This window comes from Photobacterium galatheae (assembly GCF_000695255.1).
GTDB classification, from domain to species: Bacteria; Pseudomonadota; Gammaproteobacteria; order Enterobacterales; family Vibrionaceae; genus Photobacterium; species Photobacterium galatheae.
The window spans coordinates 21,716-45,374 of the sequence record NZ_JMIB01000039.1 but is presented as its reverse complement, the minus strand read 5'-3'; the positions used below and the strand labels follow the sequence as shown (position 1 = coordinate 45,374).

General features: G+C 43.9%; 19 protein-coding genes. 12 read left to right on the top strand and 7 right to left on the bottom strand.

The features are described 5' to 3' along the window. From EA58_RS18845 to EA58_RS18830, 4 genes are all read right to left on the bottom strand, one after another. Nucleotides 1-431 (bottom strand): hypothetical protein (locus EA58_RS18845; RefSeq protein ID WP_036756544.1); only part of this gene is annotated, 431 nt, incomplete at its 3' end. An 88-nt stretch (nt 432-519) separates the two neighbouring features. Further along, the gene (locus tag EA58_RS18840) at nt 520-4,284 is read right to left on the bottom strand and encodes a DotG/IcmE/VirB10 family type IV secretion system protein (RefSeq protein ID WP_036756541.1); all 3,765 of its coding nucleotides are present in this window, start codon (nt 4,282-4,284) and stop codon (nt 520-522) included. Further along, on the bottom strand, nt 4,281-5,222 hold the full coding sequence (locus EA58_RS18835; protein WP_036756538.1) for a DotH/IcmK family type IV secretion protein: 942 nt from the start codon (nt 5,220-5,222) through the stop codon (nt 4,281-4,283). The genes EA58_RS18840 and EA58_RS18835 overlap by 4 nt, the downstream gene beginning before the upstream one ends. 51 nt (nt 5,223-5,273) lie before the next feature. Beyond that, on the bottom strand, nt 5,274-5,882 hold the full coding sequence (locus EA58_RS18830) for a hypothetical protein (protein WP_152548123.1): 609 nt from the start codon (nt 5,880-5,882) through the stop codon (nt 5,274-5,276). 89 nt (nt 5,883-5,971) lie between these two features. Between EA58_RS18830 and EA58_RS18825 the strand changes: the two genes are divergently transcribed. From EA58_RS18825 to EA58_RS18765, 12 genes are all read left to right on the top strand, one after another. Continuing rightward, nucleotides 5,972-7,300, top strand: a complete 1,329-nt coding sequence (locus EA58_RS18825) for an FtsK/SpoIIIE domain-containing protein (RefSeq protein WP_051642233.1) — start codon at nt 5,972-5,974, stop codon at nt 7,298-7,300. Between the two features lie 331 nt (nt 7,301-7,631). After that, on the top strand, nt 7,632-8,753 hold the full coding sequence (locus tag EA58_RS18820; RefSeq protein WP_036756532.1) for a DEAD/DEAH box helicase family protein: 1,122 nt from the start codon (nt 7,632-7,634) through the stop codon (nt 8,751-8,753). A gap of 43 nt (nt 8,754-8,796) precedes the next feature. Next, nucleotides 8,797-9,258 (top strand): hypothetical protein, encoded by a 462-nt coding sequence (locus tag EA58_RS18815; RefSeq protein WP_036756529.1) that lies wholly within the window; start codon nt 8,797-8,799, stop codon nt 9,256-9,258. Between the two features lie 120 nt (nt 9,259-9,378). Continuing rightward, nucleotides 9,379-10,239, top strand: a complete 861-nt coding sequence (locus tag EA58_RS18810) for a hypothetical protein (protein ID WP_152548122.1) — start codon at nt 9,379-9,381, stop codon at nt 10,237-10,239. 21 nt (nt 10,240-10,260) lie between these two features. Beyond that, the gene (locus tag EA58_RS18805) at nt 10,261-10,671 is read left to right on the top strand and encodes a hypothetical protein (protein WP_036756523.1); all 411 of its coding nucleotides are present in this window, start codon (nt 10,261-10,263) and stop codon (nt 10,669-10,671) included. Between the two features lie 23 nt (nt 10,672-10,694). Next, complete coding sequence (locus EA58_RS18800) at nt 10,695-12,050, top strand: DnaB-like helicase C-terminal domain-containing protein (RefSeq protein ID WP_036756522.1); 1,356 nt, start codon at nt 10,695-10,697, stop codon at nt 12,048-12,050. A 353-nt stretch (nt 12,051-12,403) separates the two neighbouring features. Continuing rightward, entirely contained in the window at nt 12,404-13,084 is a 681-nt protein-coding gene (locus tag EA58_RS18790; RefSeq protein WP_036756518.1) for a DotI/IcmL/TraM family protein, read from the top strand. A gap of 10 nt (nt 13,085-13,094) precedes the next feature. Beyond that, a complete protein-coding gene (locus EA58_RS18785) occupies nt 13,095-13,433 on the top strand; it encodes a hypothetical protein (protein WP_036756516.1) in 339 nt (112 codons plus the stop codon). Then, the gene (locus EA58_RS18780) at nt 13,411-14,103 is read left to right on the top strand and encodes a hypothetical protein (RefSeq protein WP_036756514.1); all 693 of its coding nucleotides are present in this window, start codon (nt 13,411-13,413) and stop codon (nt 14,101-14,103) included. Before EA58_RS18785 ends, EA58_RS18780 begins: the two co-directional genes overlap by 23 nt. Before the next feature lie 3 nt (nt 14,104-14,106). Continuing rightward, the gene (locus EA58_RS18775; RefSeq protein WP_036756511.1) at nt 14,107-16,761 is read left to right on the top strand and encodes a DNA topoisomerase; all 2,655 of its coding nucleotides are present in this window, start codon (nt 14,107-14,109) and stop codon (nt 16,759-16,761) included. A 76-nt stretch (nt 16,762-16,837) separates the two neighbouring features. Continuing rightward, nucleotides 16,838-18,721 (top strand): DEAD/DEAH box helicase, encoded by a 1,884-nt coding sequence (locus tag EA58_RS18770; protein WP_036756508.1) that lies wholly within the window; start codon nt 16,838-16,840, stop codon nt 18,719-18,721. Between the two features lie 183 nt (nt 18,722-18,904). Next, nucleotides 18,905-19,093 (top strand): hypothetical protein, encoded by a 189-nt coding sequence (locus EA58_RS18765; protein ID WP_036756505.1) that lies wholly within the window; start codon nt 18,905-18,907, stop codon nt 19,091-19,093. Between the two features lie 118 nt (nt 19,094-19,211). Here the strand turns inward: EA58_RS18765 and EA58_RS18760 are convergent, their stop codons facing one another. The 3 genes from EA58_RS18760 to EA58_RS18750 are packed head-to-tail and all read right to left on the bottom strand — an operon-like array spanning nt 19,212 to nt 23,657. After that, on the bottom strand, nt 19,212-20,144 hold the full coding sequence (locus tag EA58_RS18760; RefSeq protein WP_152548121.1) for a hypothetical protein: 933 nt from the start codon (nt 20,142-20,144) through the stop codon (nt 19,212-19,214). Nucleotides 20,145-20,162: 18 nt separating this feature from the next. Continuing rightward, complete coding sequence (locus tag EA58_RS18755) at nt 20,163-21,890, bottom strand: hypothetical protein (RefSeq protein ID WP_036756499.1); 1,728 nt, start codon at nt 21,888-21,890, stop codon at nt 20,163-20,165. Nucleotides 21,891-21,935: 45 nt separating this feature from the next. Next, nucleotides 21,936-23,657: a hypothetical protein gene (locus tag EA58_RS18750; protein WP_036756497.1), complete on the bottom strand. Its 1,722-nt coding sequence runs from the start codon at nt 23,655-23,657 to the stop codon at nt 21,936-21,938. Nucleotides 23,658-23,659 lie beyond the last annotated feature (2 nt).

Sequence of the window (23,659 nt, the reverse complement as noted above, 5' to 3'; positions counted from 1 at the left end):
TCGGCTTCATCAAACGTATCTGTTTCAAAAAACATCTCTTCTTCATGAAAGCTCTCTTCTGAAGAAGTCACGCCACTTTCTCCCCCGATGGCATCAACCCTTAAATTTAGAACCTTTGTGCTATCCTCACCGATATTCAACGCTAATTCAGTCTCCTCAAAGTCTGAACCGCCGATATTTTCATTTGCATCGAAAGAGATATCAGAATCCGTCTCAAAAAAGTCTCCTTCGGTATGAAAAGACGTTTCTTCTGTATCAAGATCAAAGCCCGTTTCAACATCTTCAAACGTCAAACTTTCATCAGGATCAAGCCCTGATGAATGATCAGATTTTGAGTTAGCTATGGAAATATCTGAGTTATCTTGGGTAGATGTGTCTGAATTCACTTCAGATACACCTTTCCTTTTAAACTCAAAAACATCTGAACTCATTATTTTTATTTCTTTTCATCCATAATAGATTTTAAATGAAATAAAAAAAAGCGCCCGACGGCGCTTTATATATTTTTGAAGTGATTTGTCAATCAGAAAATACGAAAGGTACTCTTTCATCAACCACTTGCTCATTGAACATGATCCCTATTTGTTCATCAATAAACATCGTGACTGTTGGCGGACGATCCATCCGTGCGCGATAAATACCCGACATCTCTTTTAATGGCTCACTTGCTGCCATTTGAATAGCCACTGCCGTACCCGCAGCATCCGCATCAGACTCGGCCGATCCCGCCGCTGCACTGCCAATGATATAACCCTGGGTCAAATCTATTGCTGTTGCCATCGCAAGCCCCCCCCATCGGTATACCCGATGGTAATTCACATCTGAGCTCATAAATTCACTATAAGTCTCCATGTTGACTGCAACAGCGCTGATATCAATCTGTTGACGTCTCCAGATCAGTCGATCGAAAGAAACCTTCACTTTGTCTCTCGGCATATCGACGCGGTCAATAAAAGGAACGTCATAACTGCCTCTCAACATCGCTCCAGCAAGCGGGCCATCCATGATTTCTGCACAAGTGTCGCCTTTATAATCCGTGTTAATCTCACAGGCAATCCTCGCCTTCATGGTGGTTAACGCAGGAATTCTGACAGGTGCATCCTTTTCAGACGTTGGCTGACCTTCGGCTGCGGGCGCACCAGCATCTGCGATCGCGCCACTCGGCAACCCGGCAATCTCAGGGAAGCCTGAATGATCAGAAGATGCATTCGCATTAGATGGCCCTTTCCCTTCCTCAGCTCTTTTCACCCCTTTACCAAACGTAGGCACTGCAATGAGATTATTTTCAGCCTCCATTGCTTGCGCCATACTCACTTGATAGCGAACATAATTATTCAGCAGTGCTTCCTCGCCTGGATTTAAATGAAAGTTGACCTCATTCGAACAAGGCTCCCCATTTTCATCAAGGCCAGCCCGATCACAGCCATATCGATCGATGCCTGTGTCATTGAAGCCATCTTCGTAGAAACCATCCGCGTCTCTGCCAAGCCTATCAAGCCCTGTTTTCTGATTGACGCCATTCGCATCGAAGCCATCTTTATCAATCCCAAGGGCATTCAAACCCGTCACACAGTCGTAACCCAGAACATCCTTCCCGTGTCGATTACACCCTAAACGGTCAAAGCCACGGACTGTAAATCCGTTTTCATTGAAGCCTTGCTTCAGGCCATTTTTCCCAAAGCCAAGCTTATTTAAACCCGTTACTTTATGATAGCCATCTTCACTCCAAGGCTTCTCATGTTTCATTGGGATACACGCTTCACCTTGTCGATTTTTAGAATAGATGTTACAGCCTGTTCTATCGTAACCCTCTCGATCAAGTCCGGTGGCACAGTTGAAGCCCTCTTGATCATAACCTTGTCTGTCGCAGCCGAATCTATCGTAGCCCGCTAAATTGTAGCCATCCTTTCCATAGCCTTGAAAGTCGAGGCCAAGCACGTTAAAACCTAGCTTGTCCCTGCCATCAAGACCAAACCCATCAGCGCCCCATTTTGCATGTGGATTACAAGGTTTGCCTTCCCGATTGACGCCACTCTTGTGGCACCCGAACCGATTAAACCCTTCTTTGTCGAAACCGTCTCTGTCATAGCCTTCGGCGTCTCTGCCGTATTGATCAAATCCGTCTGCACCAATCACCGGTTCACCGCAAGGTTTCCCCTGACGGTCTAACCCTTTACGGTTACAGCCTTCTTTATTGAAGCCATCACGACCATAGCCCTCAGCATCGAAGCCGTATTGATCAAATCCGTCCGGGCCAATGACTGGCTGACCACAGGGCTTGCCCTGACGGTCTAACCCTTTTCGGTTACAGCCCTCTTTATTGAAGCCATCACGACCATAGCCCTCAGCATCAAAGCCGTATTGATCAAATCCGTCTGCACCAATCACAGGCTGGCCACAGGGCTTCCCGTTGCGGTCTCTCCCATTTCTCCCACAGCCTTTCGCATCAAAGCCGTACTGATCGAAACCATCGTCACCAATCACCGACTGACCACAAGGTTTACCCTCTCGGTCGAACCCTTTTTTGTTGCAGCCTTCTTTATTAAAGCCGTACTGATCAAAGCCATCTTTTCCGTATTTTGACTCGCCACAAGGTTTCCCGGCCTTATCAAACCCAGCTCGATTACAGCCTTCTGAGTTAAAACCCCATCGGTCATACCCATCTTTATCGAATCCTGCGATATTGAAGCCAAACTCATCGTAGCCATCGGCAAGGAATTTTGGTTTTTTACATAATTGTCCCTGCCGGTTCAGGCCTTGTCTGTTACAACCTTCTTTGTTGAAACCGTCTCGCCCATAACCTTCAGCGTCATATCCATTCGCGTTGTATTGATCACATCGCTTACCCTGGCGATCCAAGCCTTGCCTGTTACACCCCTCTTTATTGAAACCGTCACGGCCATACCCTTCCGCATCAAAGCCGTACTGATCAAAGCCGTCTTTTCCAATGATCGGCTGACCACATGGCTTACCGTATTTATCGAAACCCTCTCGATTACAGCCTTCTTTGTTGTACCCGAACTGGTCAAATCCATCTTCGTCAAAAATTCTTTCGACTGACTCACAAGGATTCCCGGCTCTGTCCAGCCCTTCCCGACTACAACCATTCACATCGAAGCCTTCTCTGTCGTAACCGAACTGATCAAATCCGTCTTCACCGTACCGAACCGGATCACAAGGATTACCATCGCGATCTATCCCTTCTCTGTTACATCCGTTGATATCGAAGCCATATCGGTCAAAACCGTCTTTATCAAAACCTCTCTCGTCAAATCCAAACTGATCGAAACCATCCTTTCCGTACTTCGGTTTTTCACACAGTTTCCCTTCTTTATTCAGACCTTGGCGATTACATCCGTTTTTATCGAAACCCCATCGATCGTAACCATCTTTATCATACCCTTGCCGATTAAAGCCAAACTGGTCAAAACCGTCTTTCCCGTATTTGATGCTTGAACAAGGCTTCCCTTCGCGGTTGAGCCCTTTTCTGTTACAGCCTTGTCGATTGAATCCGTCTCTTCCAAAACCTTCTTTGTCATAACCGTACTGATCGAATCCATCTTTACCATAGATCGGTTTTTCACAGATGCGGCCTAGCGCATCCAGCCCCTCTCGGTTACATCCATTTTTATCAAATCCCTGCTTATTGTATCCATCTTTATCAAAGCCCTCGCGATTGTAGCCCTCTGCGTTAAATCCTTGCCTGTTATACCCATCAGCATCAATTCCGAACTGATCGAATCCATCTGCACCAAATATTCTTTCAACACAAAGTTCATCAGACTTTGGCAGCTTTGCCTCACCCTGAGTACAGGGTTCGCCATTCACATCCAGCCCCTCTTTTGTACACCCTTTTGCATTCAGGCCCGTGATACAGTTGTAGCCCTCCTCGTCATATTCAGCGCCTTCAAGACAGGCTGATGACATTGAGAACAAACTCTCATTCGTTAAGGCCAAGCCATCAATGATTGCGCCAGCCGTAGGGTCGATATCCGTAAAAACAGACTTGCCTTGATTCACAGCATCCGTATATTGCTTATCTTCCAGCGCTTTGTTGGCTTTCTTCACATCATCTGTGAGCGATATCTGACCGCCATCGTAACCTTGGATATCCGAACCCTGATAAGATCCAGAGTAAGTCCCCTCATCTTCTGACTTCATGGATAAATAAACAAACACCCCAGTGAGAGCCAGAATTAAAGTGCCAAAGACATATTTGATAATTTTATTCTTATCCAATCCCTTTGCACCAGAAACATGGTTATTGTTTTGTTTTAACTTCATCTTATTGATTGGTATTTTTTGGGGTTTTCCAATATCCCGGTGATTAATATCCCATCCTTTTCTATAAAGAGAGAACTGATCCTAGGTATTTTGAATAATTGAATGCCATCAACATTCGGGTGACTTGCAGGCTCTGGCTCTGGCGACATGACCTTTCCTCTCAGTCTCACATAATATGAGTCTTCATATTGCCAGGCCTGAATATCACTGGCTTCCCGACCCTGTATTAAAACATTTAATCGATTTGCCTCTTTTGGCGTCACACCGTCAGACATTTGAAGCACAGCGTCATCTTTTGTCATATTATTATTTGTCAATTCAGCCTGAAGTGGTGTGTAACTAAATTCATTGATTTCAGTATTTGCACCAGCCTTGAGTACTTTTGCCTGAATTGTATAATCGACCTTTTCAGGGTTTTCTTCTAAATTAAAAACGATCGGAGTGATCAAGCCTTTCAGAAGGATGGATAAGTTAGATTTTTTATACTTCTTTTTAGGAAAGAGCCAAATCGTATATGGATTTACTGCCTTATACTCAAAAAAGGCACCCGCGCCAATACCAATATCCTTGATATCCCAAGGACTCCCGTATCTGTCAACAAAGACAATGGTCGTCAGGTAATTTGCGCTCGCGTAAATGGTCGGCTTACCACTCACCATAGAAGGATTAATCGTCAAAGTTCTGTTCTGCTGTTCAGGCTCCCTGACCGAAGCATTGACCATTCGATCCCTGTCTTCAAAGCCCTTTTTCAGTGCTGTGGCATTATTTTCATTCATTGGAATGAATCTACGCTTCAATTGATACGTCGCTAAATCTCTTAGCTCCAGATCTCTTGACTCCTTAAGCATCAATGGTGGTGGCGTTTTTTGCTCTTCATTCGCAAAAGCAACAGATGCCATCCCAAGCAGGATAGAAGAAACAATTAGTTTTCGGAGCATTTTTATCTTGAAAGTTAATATATAAATACCCTATTGACAAATAGACTACCCCTACATTATCACTTCATAATTCACGATTTCTATACCGGCTGGATTACCGTTTTGACCGACAGATTCTTGCACTGAAACCCAAATCGTTTTTTCACCAAAAGTAGAGCGATCGGTTCTTTTCGAGAAAACACCATCCCGCATATAGTTCCCCTTTACATGGAATAACCAAATCGGTCGGGGTTGAGAAATATCAACACCAACAAAGACTGGATCCTCAGTCACAACAAAGCTCGTCACACGAACATCACTATTTAAAAGGAACTGAGCCTCTGCGCTCTTATCTTGCATGAATTTTGAGAAAAAACTTTTCTCAAAGAATGGGGACACATTCTCAAAGTATTCACCGATATCAGACAGCTTCAGTGTTTCAATTTTTGATACGGTTTTCTTGAGACTTGTAGAGATCGTTGTTGCGGTGAGAATGGCCTGATCAAGGGTCTCGATTTTCCTAAGATTTTTCTCTCCTGATAAAGAGACAGAATAAATATCTCTTTTGAAATCCTTCGCAATATCACCTTGCAAATAAATATAAAAACACATTCCACAGACCAATACGAACGTAGAACTTATGAGTGTAACGATTTTATTTTTGATCAATTTTGAACGCACGATTTTCTGAAAATAGTAGCAAAAAAAACAGTATGGCTATTAATTTTTAGCCGGAGATTGATAATACTTCATGAAAACGACGAATAGATATGTCAAATAAACCCCAAAGAGGATTGACAAACAAGGGCTTTTCCACGAGGGCTGATACCCGAAGTGGATTCAAGAAGTTTCTTGACGGATTCTCAAATACAAGGGCGGCAGCACTACCAATTGGTGCTGCTGCGATGTCGTTCATTCCTTCAATGCAGCCCCATGCTGCAGCCATTTTTGCATGTAGCCTACCCTTGGCGGGACTCGCTCTCGGGCGGAAAATCGACACCCCAATCAAGAAACCCTACTATGCAAATAAGAATAGTAAGGAATATGACGGCTTTTTCTTTTTCGGCAACGAAATAGGGACAAACAAAGAGATTTGGCTGGATGATTCAGAAGCCAGGCGACATATTCTGATATTTGGAACGACTGGTAGTGGTAAATCTGAATCATTAATTGGTCTCATCGGCAATTCGCTCGCACAAAACTCCGCTTTTACCTATGTGGATGGTAAAGCAGATACCGGATTGTTCTCGAAAATCTTTGCGATGTGCAGACGATTCGGTCGGGAAGATGATCTGCTCGTGATCAACTATATGGTGGGCACCCTGCGGGCAGACCTGAAAAGAGATAAGAAGTTAAGCAACACCCTGAACCCCTTTGCAACCGCAACCGCAGAAGCCTTATCTGAGCTTTTGACCTCCCTTCTACCTTCAGGAGGTAGCTCCGATGGCATTTGGAAAGACCGCGCATCAAGTTATATCTCTGCATTAATTAAAGCTTTAGTGGCTTTAAGAGATGAAGGAAAGCTACTGCTTGATGTCAGTGTCATCAGAAGTTTCTTCCAATTAGAGAAAACAATAGAGCTTTCTAAACGAACCGATATCAACCCGGATCATCTGGCGGGTTTAGTGGCATATGTTTGCAACCTGCCTGGATATAAGGAAGGCTCAGAGACCATAGAATCAACCGTTTATGAGCAGCATGGCTATATCACCATGCAGTTTTCGCCTTGTTTCGGTATGTTAGCTGATACCTATTCTCACATCATGAGAACACAATTAGCTGATTGTAGCTTTGACGATATTGTGCTTCAAAGACGACCATTACTCGTGTTATTGCCTGCTTTAGAGAAAAGTCCGGCAAATTTAGCAAACCTCGGTAAGATCGTCATTAGCTCAATCAAAGGCATGATGGCTGGCGCACTGGGCGCAGAGCTTGAAGGGAGAACGGAATACATCTTAGATAGTAAACCCACAAACGGAAGAACCTATCAATGCGTGTTCGATGAATATGGATATTACTCAGTAGAAGGTGCGGCAGTGATGCCAGCACAGGCCCGTAAAATCAACATAGATACTGCGGCCTTATATGGAAACATATAAGTGAAAACTTTGTGAATTGCTGGGACTGACCTGAGAGCCTGATTCACCACAACGTAATCAGAAACGATCAGCGTGACGGTTTGAAAAGAATCAGGATTGGCAAATCAGCAGCGAAGCCCCTAAGCGTTGATACGTATGGGGAACGTTCAACGACTATCGAAACGGCAGACGTTGTCTGGAACGGAGTAGAGTACAAGGGCAAGTGCATGGCTCTTGGAAGTGCAAAGCACCTAAGTCCGAAGTGATAGGGTGAAGATATAGTCTCGACATCTGGCTAACCGCCAGAGCAGCCGTAAGGCGGCACTCTCAATGCGAGTGAGTGTGAAGGTAAATGGGTATTGGATTCTCACTGATTTTTGCAGGACAAGACTACCAAGCTTTTAAAAAAGGAAGTGAAGAAGAAGCCGCATCAATTCGAAGTAACTGCGCAACAAAAATCTGTATGTGTCTGGAAGATGCCACAGAGACAGCAGATATCTTTGTTGATGGTGCGGGCGAAGATTATGACCAGGTAGAAACAGGTCTAGAACGGGAAGGCGGCATGTTTGGCTCAAAGTTCGTCAAGAAAAAGGAGATTTCTTATGAAAAAAGAAAAAGAATTGATGTGCTTGATTTAAAAGATCAAGCGCCGGGGGAATTCCACCTCCTGAACATGGCAACATTAATCAGAGGCCGCTCTTTCTATGCCAACCCTGCGAAGCCGAAAGAGCTGAGAGTCAATACTTTTGTGAGAGTGAAACCACCCGCTTACAATGAAGTACATACAACAAAAAAGGGGCTGATCGAACTCAAAAAACGGTTTGCTGAAGTGAAGCGAACAAACAAGAAACTCACCAACCTCTGGAAATCTCATGTTGATGAAGACAACAAAGATCTGTCGAAAAACCTGACATGCTTGGCCAACAAAGCGCCATTAACTCAAGCAGCCTTTGCACTGGCGCTGAGAAAAAATGCCATTGACCAAGTGGATCAAACGATGGCCTTAACCCTGAAAGAGCTTGAGTCTGTTGCAGACAGACAACTCACTTCGGGTGAAGACTTTACCGGAGAAGGCCATACCGAAGCAGACTTTATCGAAGAAGAAACTTTTGAAAAAGTCACCGCAAGCCAGCTCGAGGAAAGCGCCAATCGACTGACTCTCAATGAGACGCCCAAAGAGAAACTCCAAAGGATCGTTCAGGAGAACGAGCAGGTTATTCTCAATGAAGTTGATCTGGATGCGAATCCATTGATTTCATTTGATGTGGAACTGGATTACGCCACTGAAACAATTGAAAGTCTGTCTCATGACATCATTCAGCGTTGGAAATCAAAAGGATTGATTCATGAAGAAACATTTGTGGTTTGCCCTGATGTACAAGCGAACTTAGCCTATGCGGCATCGCAGGCGCTGATCCTGTCAGGAATAAACTTCAAAAAGGTCTTAGAAAAAGAGCAAAACGAAATTGAATAAATCGACTTTGATGCATTCACAAACGAACAAGTCACAATAGAATATGGAAAAAATAAAAGACTTAATGCTGCATGCAGCCCAAGGGGCGGGTATCCCCAATCAGATCGAAATACCGCAAGATGAGAGCATCATGCTGAAGTTCCTCATGAGCGGAAGACTGATTTTGCCTCTCGCAGTCATGCTGACCAACATGAGTCATTACAAGGCATTCGGTAAAACATTAATCCACATTGACGGTGGGATTATCCCAGACAGCACACTCCCCTTCGGGTGTCGAATTGATGGTGATATTGATTTAGAGTCAACAACTGACCCGCTTGGCTACATCCTTATCGCCACCACATCCACCTTCAATGTCCTGAAGCCCTATTTGCTCCACTGTCAGATTGATACGCTCGCGACGTCATGGAAAGAAAGGCTGGAAACAGTGTCGACTGGAAAAAAAGTACTGACAATCAAAGACTACGCCGATCTCCCTCCACTTGCGCCCTTGGAAATCACTTAACAACGAGAGAGGCAGGCTGCCTCTCTCTTTTTTCCTTCTCCAGAACTCAACCACACTTGTCTAAACAGATAAAGGTGGTAATATAGCGACGGTTTAACACAGGCCAGATTGTAGAAGCACATGAACGACACCCAAATCTTAAACTGCGTAAAACAGATGCTCGCAGACAACCGCAACCATGCGGTGATGAGCATCGTGATCGCGCTGCTTGAAAGTGCGAACCAGACATCTCCAGACAATCCGATACATCTTTGCGCCGACACCACATTCTTAAAAAGATACTTTAAGAGCGTGACCGTCGATGAGTTCCTCTCAAACCTGAAAGAACTTGCCACAATCACGACTCCAGTGATGTCGAGCAAAAAGGTATCAAGCAAACAGGTATCAAGTCATCAGTCGATTCAAATTTTCCGGTTCTCCTTTGGCGGCATGACCTCATACTTCAGTATCCCTGTTTGTGAAGGACAGACACTTTACTTAAAAAAACAAGACACTCAAGCGCAAGCCGTGCAACAGGTATGGTGCTATTGGCTGGAAAAAATCGGATCCATTCAAGAAATTTACAAAAAGAAGCCAACACTGACGACAAATGAAAAAACAGGCAGAAAAAAGTTTATCCAGGATGCCTTAGTCTTCGCGACCGCCGAAGAACTTTGCTTAGGGATAGACGGATGCCTCAACAGCCCTTTCCATATGGGCTACAAAATCGATAAGAAAACAGGGAAAGTGACTCAGCAAAAAGCTTATTGCGAACCTTGCAACATTTTTAAAAATCGGGACAAGCTTGAAGCCCTCATGGCTCAAGTGAACGGTAAGCACTATCTCGTTCAGCTGGAAGAGGCCAACATACGGAGAAACCTCAGAAATTTTTCTGCGAGGCCAGATCAAAAAGACATGCTTATCACAGCAGACCGTCACTTGAAAAAAGAGGCTCTCCCTCAATCCAGCAAGCTTCAGATGCTTATGCAGGCTGGAAACTAACTTCACAAACATGGCAAGATCATGACCGATCAACTTCCCGAAGCATTGCGACAACTCTTTTTGTCAGAGCAAGGCATTGAAACCAATCCAAACGATCTGGAAATCACCGAAACAGAAGCTCAAGCTTTTCAAAACGCAAAAACGTTATTTCTTCATGAAGTACACCCACTCTTTACAACGGTGTGGGGCGAAATTTGGATCAGCAACTCACAGATAGAAGAAGGGTTAATGAGCAAAGCTTGTCAGCTTTGGGTCATCGCTCTCCATGGCCTCGATGCCGACCATATCGCCAGCGCAGTCAACGCATTCGTAAAAGAAAATAAAGGGAAATATCCCCCGAACCCGCTCCAGTTTCGAGAGTACTGTCGAGCAGTTCAGTCGGAACATGCTTTAAAGAAAAACCACGACAAAGCGTATGAAATCCTGAATTAGTCACAAAAAATAAAGAGAAAACAATGGCATCTGAACGAAAAAAATACAACCTAGAAGCCGATCGTAATTACTGCGAAAGAATGATTACTTCGTATGCGATTCGGTTCCCTCATATCATTGAGCACATTCCGCTCGATCAGATAAAAAATGGCTCACTCAAAACAATCTGTGGGCAAGCGAAAGCGCTGTTTCAGCAGGAAGAGCCGATAACGCTTGATTTGCTCCAATCCTATGCGATCCAAAGGCTGGTCAGTGCTCATTTTTCTGAAGACAGATGTCGTCATGTCGTTGCTGAGTTATATGACGCCTCAATCCAGCTGGACGATGAAAAGAATCTCACCGGCCACCTCAACAGGCTGAGAGAAATTGAGGCAAAAGATGCAATCCTCGCCATGGCTGGCACCCTGAAAGAAAGAATTGAGGCGGGTGAAGACGTCAACAAAATCTGTGCCATCGGCCATGAGCTGATCGAAGTTGGCGGCCAGCTGAAGGACTCACACAAGTCTGTGACCGTTGGTGATGCCTTTGAAGCTTTAATGAACACAATTCATAAAGCGCGTGAAGACGATCGTGATGTGGGTATCCCTTATCCGATTCAGTGTATGTCGAAGGCATTAGGCACGCTCTACCCTTCAGACTTGGTTGTTGTGGCTGCTCGGCCCGCAGTCGGTAAAACGGCACTTGGACTGAATTTATGTCGATTCACGGATGAACCCTTTGGATTTATCTCATCTGAAATGTCCAAAGAGCAGTTAGCAATGCGGTTTGTTGCAATGGACTCAGGCATACCAGCAAATCGAATTCGTGATGCAAAAAACCTTTCTGATGCTGAAGTTCAGACAATTTCAGACTGCTGGACAAAACACAAAGAACGAAAACTCTTCATTGAAGAAAAAGGGGGGATCAACATCAGTGAAATCGAAGCGATTGCTGAAAGTTGGATCAACATACATGGCATTAAAGCGCTGATTGTCGATTATGCGCAACGGATTAATTCGGATCGAAATCATCACAGTGAGTCTGAAAAAATTGGCTATGTCACAAAACGGCTGAAAGAGTTGGCGAAGCGATTCGGCATCTGTGTTGTCCTTTTGGCTCAGATCAACCGAGAATCCGTCAAGGGAGAACGTAAACCCCAGACGCATGACATTAAAGGAAGTGGTGATATCGAACAAGAAGCTGACGTCATCCTATTAATGCATAAGCCATCGATGGGCACACCTGAAGCGAACGGAAGGTGTGTCATTGAAATGATTGTGGACAAAAACCGTCACGGGAAAGTAGGACTTCTGGTGACAGAATATATCGCTGACCGAGTCCTGTTTACAGATCCCTCTGAAAAGATACTTACACGATACAAGTACGACAGCCTTGCTTAACGGAAAAGCCAAAAGATATAAAAAGGCACGAGTCGTGCCTTTTTTTGTTCTGACCTTTAAATAAAAAATCGTTCTTAATAAGATTAATAGAAAAATGTACTTCAGTAAAAACGAAGTGATTCAACACAGACTCAGTAAAAGCCCAAGAATCTCATATGTTTATGCCACAGAGATTATCAGACGAATCAACATTTTTCTGTCATCGGTCGCACTTTCGCTCATTATCGCAGCGACTTATGTTTTTTTAACTGAGGTCCATCTAGAGAGAGAAGCTTATTTTGTGAAGTCAACCGGTGAATTCAGATTAATCGATTATTCTAAAGAAGTAAGGGAAAAAGCCATCAAGATATTTTATGAAAAGTGAACAGAAAAATAACCAAAATAATCAAGACATCTACGACAAGTCTATCCATAAAAGTAAAGACGGCTCAAAGCCACTGAAACTAGAAATTGCTGGCGTTGCAATCAATATTGCATCCATTGTTATCTGCGCATTCGCCTTAACATCAGCCCTTACCTTTCGAGTCCCGCCAGAAATTATTGCAGTGAACGATAGTGGAAGTTATTTCGAAAAAGTCCCACTAGAACTCCCGAACAAAGGTGATGAAGAGATAAAGCAATGGGTTACAGACCGAATCATCGAAGCATTTGACTACAACTTTACAAATCAGGCCGAGCATGCAGCAAGACTTTCTCAACACTATACACCTGAGGCTTTAAGTAACCTGGATTCGTTTATCAACGGGAAAGCAGCCAATGGTCAGTTTGTGGAAAGTATGCTGAAAAGAAGGGTGAATAAAGAGGCAGGCATCGTCAAGCTCGTTCTCGCCGACGGAATTACACTCACATCAGGAAAAGTGAAGTCCATACATGGCTGGCAAGCAAAAACCAAAGGCGCTCTCGTTCTATACACCAAAGGCGGCATCATTCGATTGGGCCGATATGGGGTAACCATAGTCGTCATTCGAGCTGACGAAAATGAAAACCAGGATGGATTAAAAATTCAATCCATACAAATGGAAAAACTATCATAAATTAAGAATCATGAGTCATAAAATTTCATCCATAAATCAGAAAATCAAAGAAGAGATTGGTGAGTTTATCGACATTTTCAATCACATTGATGTCGATAATTTAGATGAAGCTTCAATCCATGAGCTTCTCACCATCATTGAAGACTTTAAATCTGACATCAGTGATCTTTCCAACCTTGAAGTGTTATCGCAAAACCTTGAGGCCACACTTCAAGCTGGGCTTGCAAACACCCTGACAAAAGATATGAAACTATCCTCAGAACATAACCTCAAGCTTAAAAGTGAGGCCGAAAAAATTGAAAATCAAAAAAGTAATCATTTAGGCTATGACAAACTCCAGAGAGATTAGTCAATTAAGACAAAAGCAAAAGGCCATTCGACATCTTACCCACGAGTCTTATGTTGCTCTCGCAAAAGTCGATAGCCCTCAAGAATCTAAATTTTCTATCGATGGATTAGGTATCATTGCCAATCGAGCGATCGGAAAAGTCCTGAAACTTCTTTCTCCTGATCTTACAAAAATCAAAGAGTTAGAAATGAATTTCAGAGAAAATCCTTCAAAAGATTTGGCACGCAGCCTACTCACGCACGCTCGAGAGCTTCTGGGAAAAAAAATGAACGCCGATGCCGTAAGGGTTTTATCCACGCTGACTCGGAAAAAAGTCCAAAAGGCAATACTCCTGCTGGGTTCAATCTTCATGAATGGCGTCAAAGACAGAATCGGAAAACTTGAGTTCAGGCATCCTCAAAATGCCATGAAATGCCTTACCCTCGGGTTTGAATGTGGTAACATCGAGGCCGGATATCTGCTGGGAGCGCTTTTCCGAACTTTTGGACAGAACCAAAAAGCAAAAGAAATCTTCGCTCAAAATATGGAGAAAGGCTGCGTGAAGTCAGCCGCTGAATTCATTATCCTACTACAGATAGAAGCGGCATCTTCACCAGATGAAAAAAGCAAAGCAATCATTGAACAAAGAATAAAGAACTTAAGAACAGATTTGACCTATTCGCCGAGCTAAATCATGAAGCTATACATCACTGAAAACAAGCATGTTGCAGAAGCGTTTATTCCTGTATTGGGGAGAAAATCCGCGGGTAGTGATGGCTTATCTTACGTCACCAGCAATGGTGATGTCGTCACATGGTTATCAGGACACGTCCTTGAACTCATTGATGCAAAAGACTACGACCCTAAATACGCAAAATGGGACTTAAACGACCTCCCGATATTGCCAGATCCTTTCGTCTTAAGACCCATTCAGGATAAAGTCACCCCATTCGGCAAAGAAGACAACGCATACAAACGAAAAATTCTCAATCATGTCTTAAGCTTGATCAAAAAAGCAAACACCGTCTGTCTTGCCACCGACCCAGATGCCGAAGGTGAACTCCTTGGCCGTGAGGTGATCACATACAGCCAATTTCAGGGAACTTTGACTCGCGTACTACCAACCTCATTAGAAGTCGGAGACATCAAAGCCTGCCTGGCCAATGAATTTTCAGCGAAGAAAACTGAGTTGATCGGCAAAGCAGGGCTTGCACGATCACACATTGACTGGATCGTTGGGATAAACACAACGGTTGGCCTCACCGCTTACAACAAGGATAAAATCTCAAAACCACTCAATGCGGGTCGGGTCCAAACCGCCATCATTCAGATCCTTCACATGAACCATGTCGCCAGAGAGACCTTTGTGCCTCAAAACACATACGAAGTTCATGCAAACGCCTGCGTTGGTGGTGCATCTTTTGAACTAAAGTACATGCCATCAAAGGAAGAATCAGACATTCTCGATGCCAGGTCAGATGGCTATCACAGCAAACGAGCAAAAGCGTTCGTTGATACCCTGACCACGCAACTCAACGGGAAAAACGGGGTTATCTCGTCATCGACAAAGCAGAGAAAACAGACTGAGTGCCCCAAAGGGTACAGTCTGAGTGACTTGCAAATCGACATGAATCAAAAATTTGGCATGACCGCCGCAGATACACTTGCTGCCACCCAATCCCTTTATGATAAAAAGTACGTCACTTACCCGCGTACAGATAACAACTACTTCCCTGAGGATGCGCATCACTATGCGGCCGTAGTTCTTTCCAATTTATCTCAGCTTGAATTTGCACAAGGCATTCAAGGGATCAATCCAAACGTTAAAAATTCAACCTGGGATACAAGTAAGTTTGACAACCACCATGCGATTCTACCCACCCGAATGAAGGCTCCTTTCGACCAATTAGGGTCGGATGAGCAGGTTGTTTACGAGATGATTTGTCGTCGATACATGATGCAGTTCCTTCCGAATTACGAATACGACAATACCACAATCCTGGTTGACATTGACGATGCCCAATTCAAAGCAACCGGCAACATCATGGTGAACCCAGGGTGGAAGCAAGCCCAGAAAGGTTACAATAGCGCTTCGCTGGATGATGCGTCAGAGCAGGAATCGGATAAATCTCTTCCAATGGTCGAGCAAGGAACAGTCACGACAGACACTGCCGTCTTCACTCGGACAGGAAAAACCCAAATTCCCGCCTTGTATACTGAGGCAAAAATTCTCCAGATCCTCAAAAATCCGGCCAAATTGATTGAAAACAACCCATTAAAAAAAGTCTTAAAAGAACGACAACAAGGCATCGGACGAGAATCAACGCGAGCGACCATTCTAAAACAAATGCTCGCGAATGGCTTTTACAGCCTGAAAGGGAATCAAAAGCACTTCCAACTGACTGAAAAAGGGCTGGTTATCGCAGAGATTGCTCCACCGATGCTACTCGACTTATCTCTCACCGCCAAGCTGGAGCACGCTTTTTGGCAAATCGAAAAAGGGGAGCTGACTTATGAAGCGCTTCTGAACGCGTATCAAACGTCAACCAAGGAGATTATCACCTCAATCAAACGAGGTGACTGCAAATTGAACAAGTTTCTCGTGAAAACCGAAACATGTTTCTCTTGCAAAACCGGCACCATGACTCAGAGAACCAATCGAGAGAAAAAACAGTTCTGGAAGTGTACGGATTGTCATGCCCGTTTTAGTGAGAAAGATGGCAAACCTGTGCCAAGGTCTGCCCCCACCCCATGCCCCAAATGCCACCAAAACACACTGTCTCGGTTTAAATTCAAAAGCACAAAAGAGAAATTTGCCTGGTACTGCAAACCCTGTCGCCTCGTTGTGCCAGACAAAGACAACCAACCATGCGTTCCGGTCAACTTTTGCAAGAAATGCGCTTCTCATATCAATTATGGGTACTCAGCGGATAAAATGTTTGCTTACTGGCAGTGCTCTCACAAAAAATGCAACACCTATTATGCAGACAATAACCTCACGGTCGGAAAAGAAAAATCTGTCAACACCGTGTACAACACAGCACCATGCCCAAAATGTGATGGTGAACTTCGTCAGTTCACTCGAAAAAGTGACGGGAAAAAATTTTGGCTTTGCTCAAATCGGGAAGTCTCAAACATTCGATGTCGAGCATCTTACGCGGACAAAGATGATGAACCGATCACTGAAGTGCCAGAAGTGCCGTGTCCAAGCTGTAAATCCGGCGTCTTAAGACAAATAGCCTGGAATGATCGCGTGTTCTGGGGATGCAGTAACTACAAGACCCAAAAACAATGTCGGTTTAGTGCAAAAGATAACCATGGCAAACCCATCCTTCTGCTGAATGACTAGCGACTGACATACAATTCATTTACGAAAAGATGGGTGTTAGAATGCGCCCATCTTTTTTTGTTTTGGCAGTGAGTCTATGGATCGCATTGAGTTAGACGCTGAGTATGGTCTGCTGACCGTCAGGTATGAACACAACCTATGGAAAAAATCTCGGTTGGAACCGCTCAGACTCAGATGGAACCCAAGCAATGAAGTCTATGAAACCTCCCTCAGTCGAGCAAAAGAGGTCATTCAGCATATCCGGGAGATTGGTTCATACGTCAAACTATCCCCAAGAATACAAGAAATTGTAGGTCTAAGTGAATTTGGGCAAACCGCAGAAGAAGCCCAGCTTGATGTCGAAAAATGGGCTTATCACGATTCATTTGCTGAAAACCCATCAGAAAACTTTGATGTGTCGGCTATCGGGTTCCGGGATGGGTTCTCGCCATTTGGATATCAGCTCGCAGGCATTGAGCAGGCCAGAAATAAACAGGGCCGAATTCTGATCGCGGATGATATGGGTCTCGGTAAAACCCTTCAAGCTTGTGGGATTATCGGTTTATTTAGAAAAAATTTACCCGCGGTGATTGTCTGCCCCAAAAGCGTGCTTTATAACTGGAAGTCCGAGCTTTTAAGATTTCTGGACTTTATAAACGAAGATGACATTTGCGTCTTAGACGATACTTCAAAAAAGCCAGGGCAATTAATTTCTATCTGCACCTATAGATATGCAGTAAATCATGCCAAAGCGTTAAAAGAATACCTCAATGTGAACGGCATCTTGATTTCAGATGAAGCCCATACCGGTAAAGAAAAAGACACCCAGGTCGGCTCGACCCTGATTGAGCTGGCTCACTTTGCAAAGTGCTACGTTCCGCTCACCGGAACGCCTATCCTGAACTACGTGAGAGAGATGTTTGCCCTCCTCCACGGACTTGACCCGGTTCGATGGAATGATTACCACACGTTCACGGAAAGATACTGTGAAGGCCACTGGCGAAAAATAAACAAAACGCAAACTGTTTGGTGGGACTATGGCGCATCAAACATAGAAGAGCTGATGACGATTATTCGTCATGAATACATGGTACGACGACTCAAGGTCGATGTGCTCTCCCAGTTACCGGAGAAACACAGAACCACCCAAACCCTCAACATCACCAGTCAGGATTCAGCATTTGATGCGTTCATGGACAACCTGAAAGAGACTGCAAAACCAATACTCATCAAGAACAGATTCTCAGTCCGAAAATCGACAGATGAGATCCGTAAAGCGATTGGCCTTCAGACCGAAGCACTGCCAGAATCAGATCTGGAGTCGATGAACGATGACGAAAGGCGCAAAAAAGACCCTATTTTTAAACTGTACGAGGAATCTGGGTTAAGCAAGGTGGAAAACGTTGCTGAAAGTATTATCGATATGCTGGAGAACAACCCAGAGAACAAATTCATTCTGTTCTTCCAGCACAAGAGCGTCCTCAACAAACTCAGGGATCGACTGCGGGAAAAATACCCTGAATATAGCGACATCCTTATCACCGGTGATATTGCGGGTGATAAACGAGAAGAAGAAAAACTGAAATACCAGAGCGATCCGACATGCAAATTTGCCTATTTAACAATCGGTGCCGGATATGCGGGGATCACCCTGACCGCGGGTAATATTATCGGCATGGTTCAGCAACCTTGGTCGCCCAGAATTGCCGAACAATGTGAAGACAGGGCGCACCGTATCGGACAAGTCGAGGAGGTGATGGTCGTCTACTTCCTCAGCGCAAACAAATTTGATACAGCGCAACACAGCTTATTGGGTAAAAAGGCCGATACCTCAACCACAGTCCTTGATGGTGCAAGAGGAGAACGCTTCGCCACAAACAAGCACGCTGAAGATGATGCATTTCACTCATCAGATGCCTTTGTTGCGCTTCTTGGCGTTATTGCTGAAGAAATACAACAAGAGATTCAGCAGGTAGCCTGATCGTTGAGGGAATCACATTCACCAAAAAGCGGCTGAAGTGAATGAGTGTGATTTGGATTAGGTTTGAATGCAATCTGTCAGTTTCCTTTCCTGGATTGGAGCCGAACCGACAGGCCGCTTTCAAACGGTATGGTTCAATCACACTCGAAAGCCCAAGTCATTCATAGTCCCAGGGAAAAATTCATGGATGAATTTTTAGGTTGTCGGCGCAGGGAGCGCCTACAACCGGCCCGGCCAGCACCAGAGAAAAAAAAGCATTTCTGGGCACTCTTTGTGCTCGCAAAGAGTGTCTGGCGCGCATCAGAAAATACTGAGATTGGTACGAAATTGATGCGCGACATACCATTGAACGAGGCATACATTGCATCCTGAATAAAACACGTTTGCCCAATTTGGAGTGATAAATCCTGCTGGCTGACTATACGCGCGAGTCAGGACTCACTCGAAGATGTGTCATATCAAGTGTAAGCCGCGACAGGTGAAGAAATTATTATCTTGTGATAATAATCTCTTCATCATTCGCATCCAGAAGTTTAATCTTCGATTCTGAGAACTCAACAATCTTATATTGATGAATATGTCTGATCATCGGGTAGAAAATTGCTTCCTTATCCCCTTTCTTAATCACAGTCGTTGCAAATACCGTATCCTCATCATAGTCCTTCCACTCATAAACCATGACAACTTCAACACCAGAAGGTGTCACCTTTTTAATCTTTCCGACAGGTTTATAAAAAGGAGACTCAAAAGACGATTGGTAATCAAATTTAATCGCCTCTTCTTCTTGGGGAACTTCTTCACTTGGCACATCATCTACCTCTGAGTCAACCTGAGGTTCCAACTGACTTTGCATCACTGGCGTCTGCTGAATTTTCGATTCGATATCAGAAAACTTTGCGTTCAAAAAGTCAGCCATTTGTTCAAAAAACTTTTGCTGCTCTTTTTGGATTTTCGAGACATCCACACCCTTATCCTTTGGCTCACCGACCGCATTTCCTCTTGCATCCACCGTTCCAGCGATTTCAATATTATGCGCTAAAACTTCTGAATTCGCAGAGATAATCTCAGCTTGATCGCCCGCCTCCTCCGGTTTGAGGATCGCTTGATGCATCAAACTTAAATCGAGAAATTCCTGAAGCGTATTTACTTCATTAAGTGCACTCTCAGCTGATGAAGAACCAGATGTACCTGTCGCAATCATCCCTGCCGATTTTTGCAGGTTTTTGTTTTGTATCTGCAACTGAATGACTTGGTTCTTCGCCGATTCAATGCCACTCAGCTTTTTCCAGTAATGTTCCTGACCATTCAGAATATCAATGTTCTTCGAGTCTAAAATAGCTTCATGAGTATCGGATTGAGAAGCAAAGCTATAACCTGAAAAAGCCAATACACCAAGAGCGGATATTAATCTAATTTTCTTCATGTTTTTATTCATTATTATTTACGAAATGAAATCTTGATTCAACTCATTGATTGAGATATCAACTTCAATAGAAGCTCCAGCGACAGATTCATTCACTTGCACACCATCGACAAAAATATAAGGTTTCTCAATCACATTCCTGACTGACCAAACACCAAAGATACCATCTTTAATTTTAAGCTTAATGGTTGAGCCTTGAATGATCTTCCTGTCTTTAAATCTGTCATCCGAAATACCCGAAGGAAAATGATGCGTCTCGGTTGGGTTTGACCAAGCATACAAGTCAGTAGATTGAAAAATGGGATATAAGTTTAATTCAATGCCCATCTCCCCAAGAAGTCTGTCTGAATGCTCAGGAGGAACAACGGTTTCTACGGAATGATACTCATCAATCGCCGAATTCATCTTCACTAAGACATCTTTTTTCGATGCTTGGATCTCATCAATTTTCTCTAAAATATATCCGATGGACTGATCATCTCTTCTTTCAAAAATGCCTAAACTATTTACAGATGATTCAACGGTTTCAATCTCTCTTTTCGCTGAGTCTAACTCCTGCTGAGCCTGACGCATTTTCGCCATCGCAATCGCGCGATTGTTAATTGATGTTCTTTTTGCCTCTAGGTAATCCGCGTATTCGCGCCCCTGTCTTCTTTCAACCATGATGTCATACACTCTCTCTTCGCCTCTGTTTGACAGACTCACCGTAGTTGCAATCGTGTCGTGCTTCTCTTTGAGATAATTGACAAGTGCTTCATCGAGATCTTTATAGGTCCCTGATACCGGATGATTTCCGTCTCTTACATAGGTGATGACAAATTTATTGTTTTTATACGCCACCAGAGTTCGAGACCAACCTTTGAGATGAAGCGGCGAAATATCTCGGATCCTGAGAATATTTTCGATAATCTCTTCATTCGTGAGACCTCGCGATAAAACATAATCATTAAATTCTTCCTTACCTAATAAAACCACCTTTTCCTCAGACATTCTTTGAGATTGTTTCTCAAGATTAGAAATATTGTTAAATGTCTTCTTTAACTGATTGTACTTCGAGGTAAAAGAGGCGCTGTGTTCACCATCTCGAATATCAATCACTTCTTGTGGCAAGCTCGTTACCAGAGAGTAAGCAAGAAAGCCTAATCCTCCGACAGAGACAAGACCAGCCAAATAGATTCTGGTTTTCAGATTCCCCGCTTGCCGCTTCACCCTGACCTTTGGCGAACTAAAAGATTTAAGTTCTTCCTCAGATAAAGGCAGATGCTCGACGCGGGGATCTAAGGATGGATCATCCAGATAAACCCGGTCTCCGACATTCACAACCCGAAACTTCGCGGAAGAATCAGACAGATCAACAACCTCTCGAATGTAATCTCTAAGCGGGTATAACTCTTTTAAACTATCACTATCATCCGCAACATCGATACATCCATCTGAATCAAAACTCACAACCCAGTAAAGCTCATTCGAGACTTTTGCAAAGTAAAGTGTGTTCGCTTCTCCGAAAAAGTTGGCAGCCAGCAATGGCATCCCATTGAACTCTTGATTGCAGGAGCCTATTTGTGCATTTGACTTATTCTCAATAATGCACCCCATCGTCGTCCCAGAGGTGATGAGCTGGTTATTCACCTTGAGCTTCCGGGAAAATCCAGATTTCTCCTTGATCGCCGGCAGCCAATTGGCACCCACGTGGAATTTTAAGTCATCGATAATTACGGTATCTTTACCGCTGAGTTCCCATTTCATATGCAATTTATTTATCAGGCGGCCTGAGCCGCCCTTTTTTCTGACTTACTTGAGCACATAAGGTGTCGCGAGAATAATACTGATTTCCCTTCGGTGTTTGGTCTTTTCATTTCCACCTAAAATAAAGGAGTTCGCGCCAAATGGCCCAGAAGCCTCAGCGCTCTTACGGTTGACTTCCTTGATTGAGACGACTCTAGTTTCTCCATTTCGCAACATCGCTTTCACGTTATGCGCATCCAAAGCATTCTTAGGAAGAACAATACTATTCATGTCAGGAACTTCCTTCATGTTCAGGTTCTCAATCAAGCTAATCTTTCCATCGACAAGCACCCTGTCTTTAAAAATTCGGTTTTTCCAGATACTTGTGATACCCGTCTTGTTCACCGCTTTTTTAGGAGTGAGGGTTTCGTTCCCGTTTTCGTCCGTTTCCTTTTCAACCTCAGCGATGTAATGTTCCTCTTCGACGGACTGGAATGGCGTTAAGTGGTTATTCATTGTCAGAATCGGGGTATCAAATCGATAAGAAATAGACCCTAATCTCCCTAAGGCACCAATCATGGCCGTTACCCCAGCTTTATTGAAGCTGAGGTTAAAAATATTCGAAAACGTTGAGAGATCCCCCCCGAGTTTCGTGCCACCTGTAACCGCACCTGCGACGAGATCTGTTGCTGTGAGATTCATGCCAATCTCAGACGTTTCCTCGACAGAAACTTTCACAAAGGTAAGATTCAAAACAACTTGGGAACCTGAAGATGCATTAATCTGATCGACCACTCTGCCAATTTTCTGGATCGCATTCTTTGTATCCGTAACCGCAACTCGCCCATTTTTGAGGTCAAAAGCTGCTTTACCATCCGGGGAGAGCATCTGCTCAACCATCGACTGCACATCCGCCCAGTGATTCGCTTCTTCTGCGAAAGATGCCTTTTGAGATGTACTTGATTTCGATGATGATGCTCCGTCTGATGAGCCCGCATCTGAGTTACTTGATGTATCAATGGTTGACTCAAGTGTGAACTTATCTGTGTTGTCGATAAGCTCAAACACAACCGTATCCAGATCGTACAGGATGAAAGTGTCTGTATCGTCGTCATACTTCCATGAAAGTCCTCTATCGAGCGCGAGCCAATCGAAGAATCCCGTCAGAGAACCCGAGTAATCAATCTTCTGAATTCTCTTATCTTTCGAATTATCCTGCTCTCTGCTATTGCCGAACAAGGCGAGCATATCCTGAGAGGGGTCATAGTCAGAGCTGCCTTGTCCCGATTGCCCTGGAGAAGATGACACTTGTTCAATCTCACCTGTCGACCCCAGGTTCATTAAGCTCACTGCGCCATCACTCATGGTCTCTATATTCTGATCAGTCCCATTGCCGGACGGCTCTTCCGGCGGTGCAACCTCTTCTTCTTTCACAATCATCCGACTGAAACTCAATTTGATGCCATAATCCAGGTAAAGCACTCTCCCCAGCTCTGACTCCGACATTGGCACACCAGAGTAAACAGCAATAGTTTCCGGAAGAAAATCGGGCAGGTTGATTGTATCTTTTGTTTTAATTTTTACAGGTGTTAACTTTACAAATATCTCATCAAGCGTCGCACCACCATTGATCTCAGCAACCGTCTTTCCCTTTAAGCCGTCAATTTCATCGGTAGCGTCAATATTTGACTGCTTAATTTCTTTGAAATCCTGCGTGTGTAACTGAGAACAACCCGAGGCAAAAGCTGCTGTTACTAATATTGAAATTTTAGACTTGTCAAAAATCATGA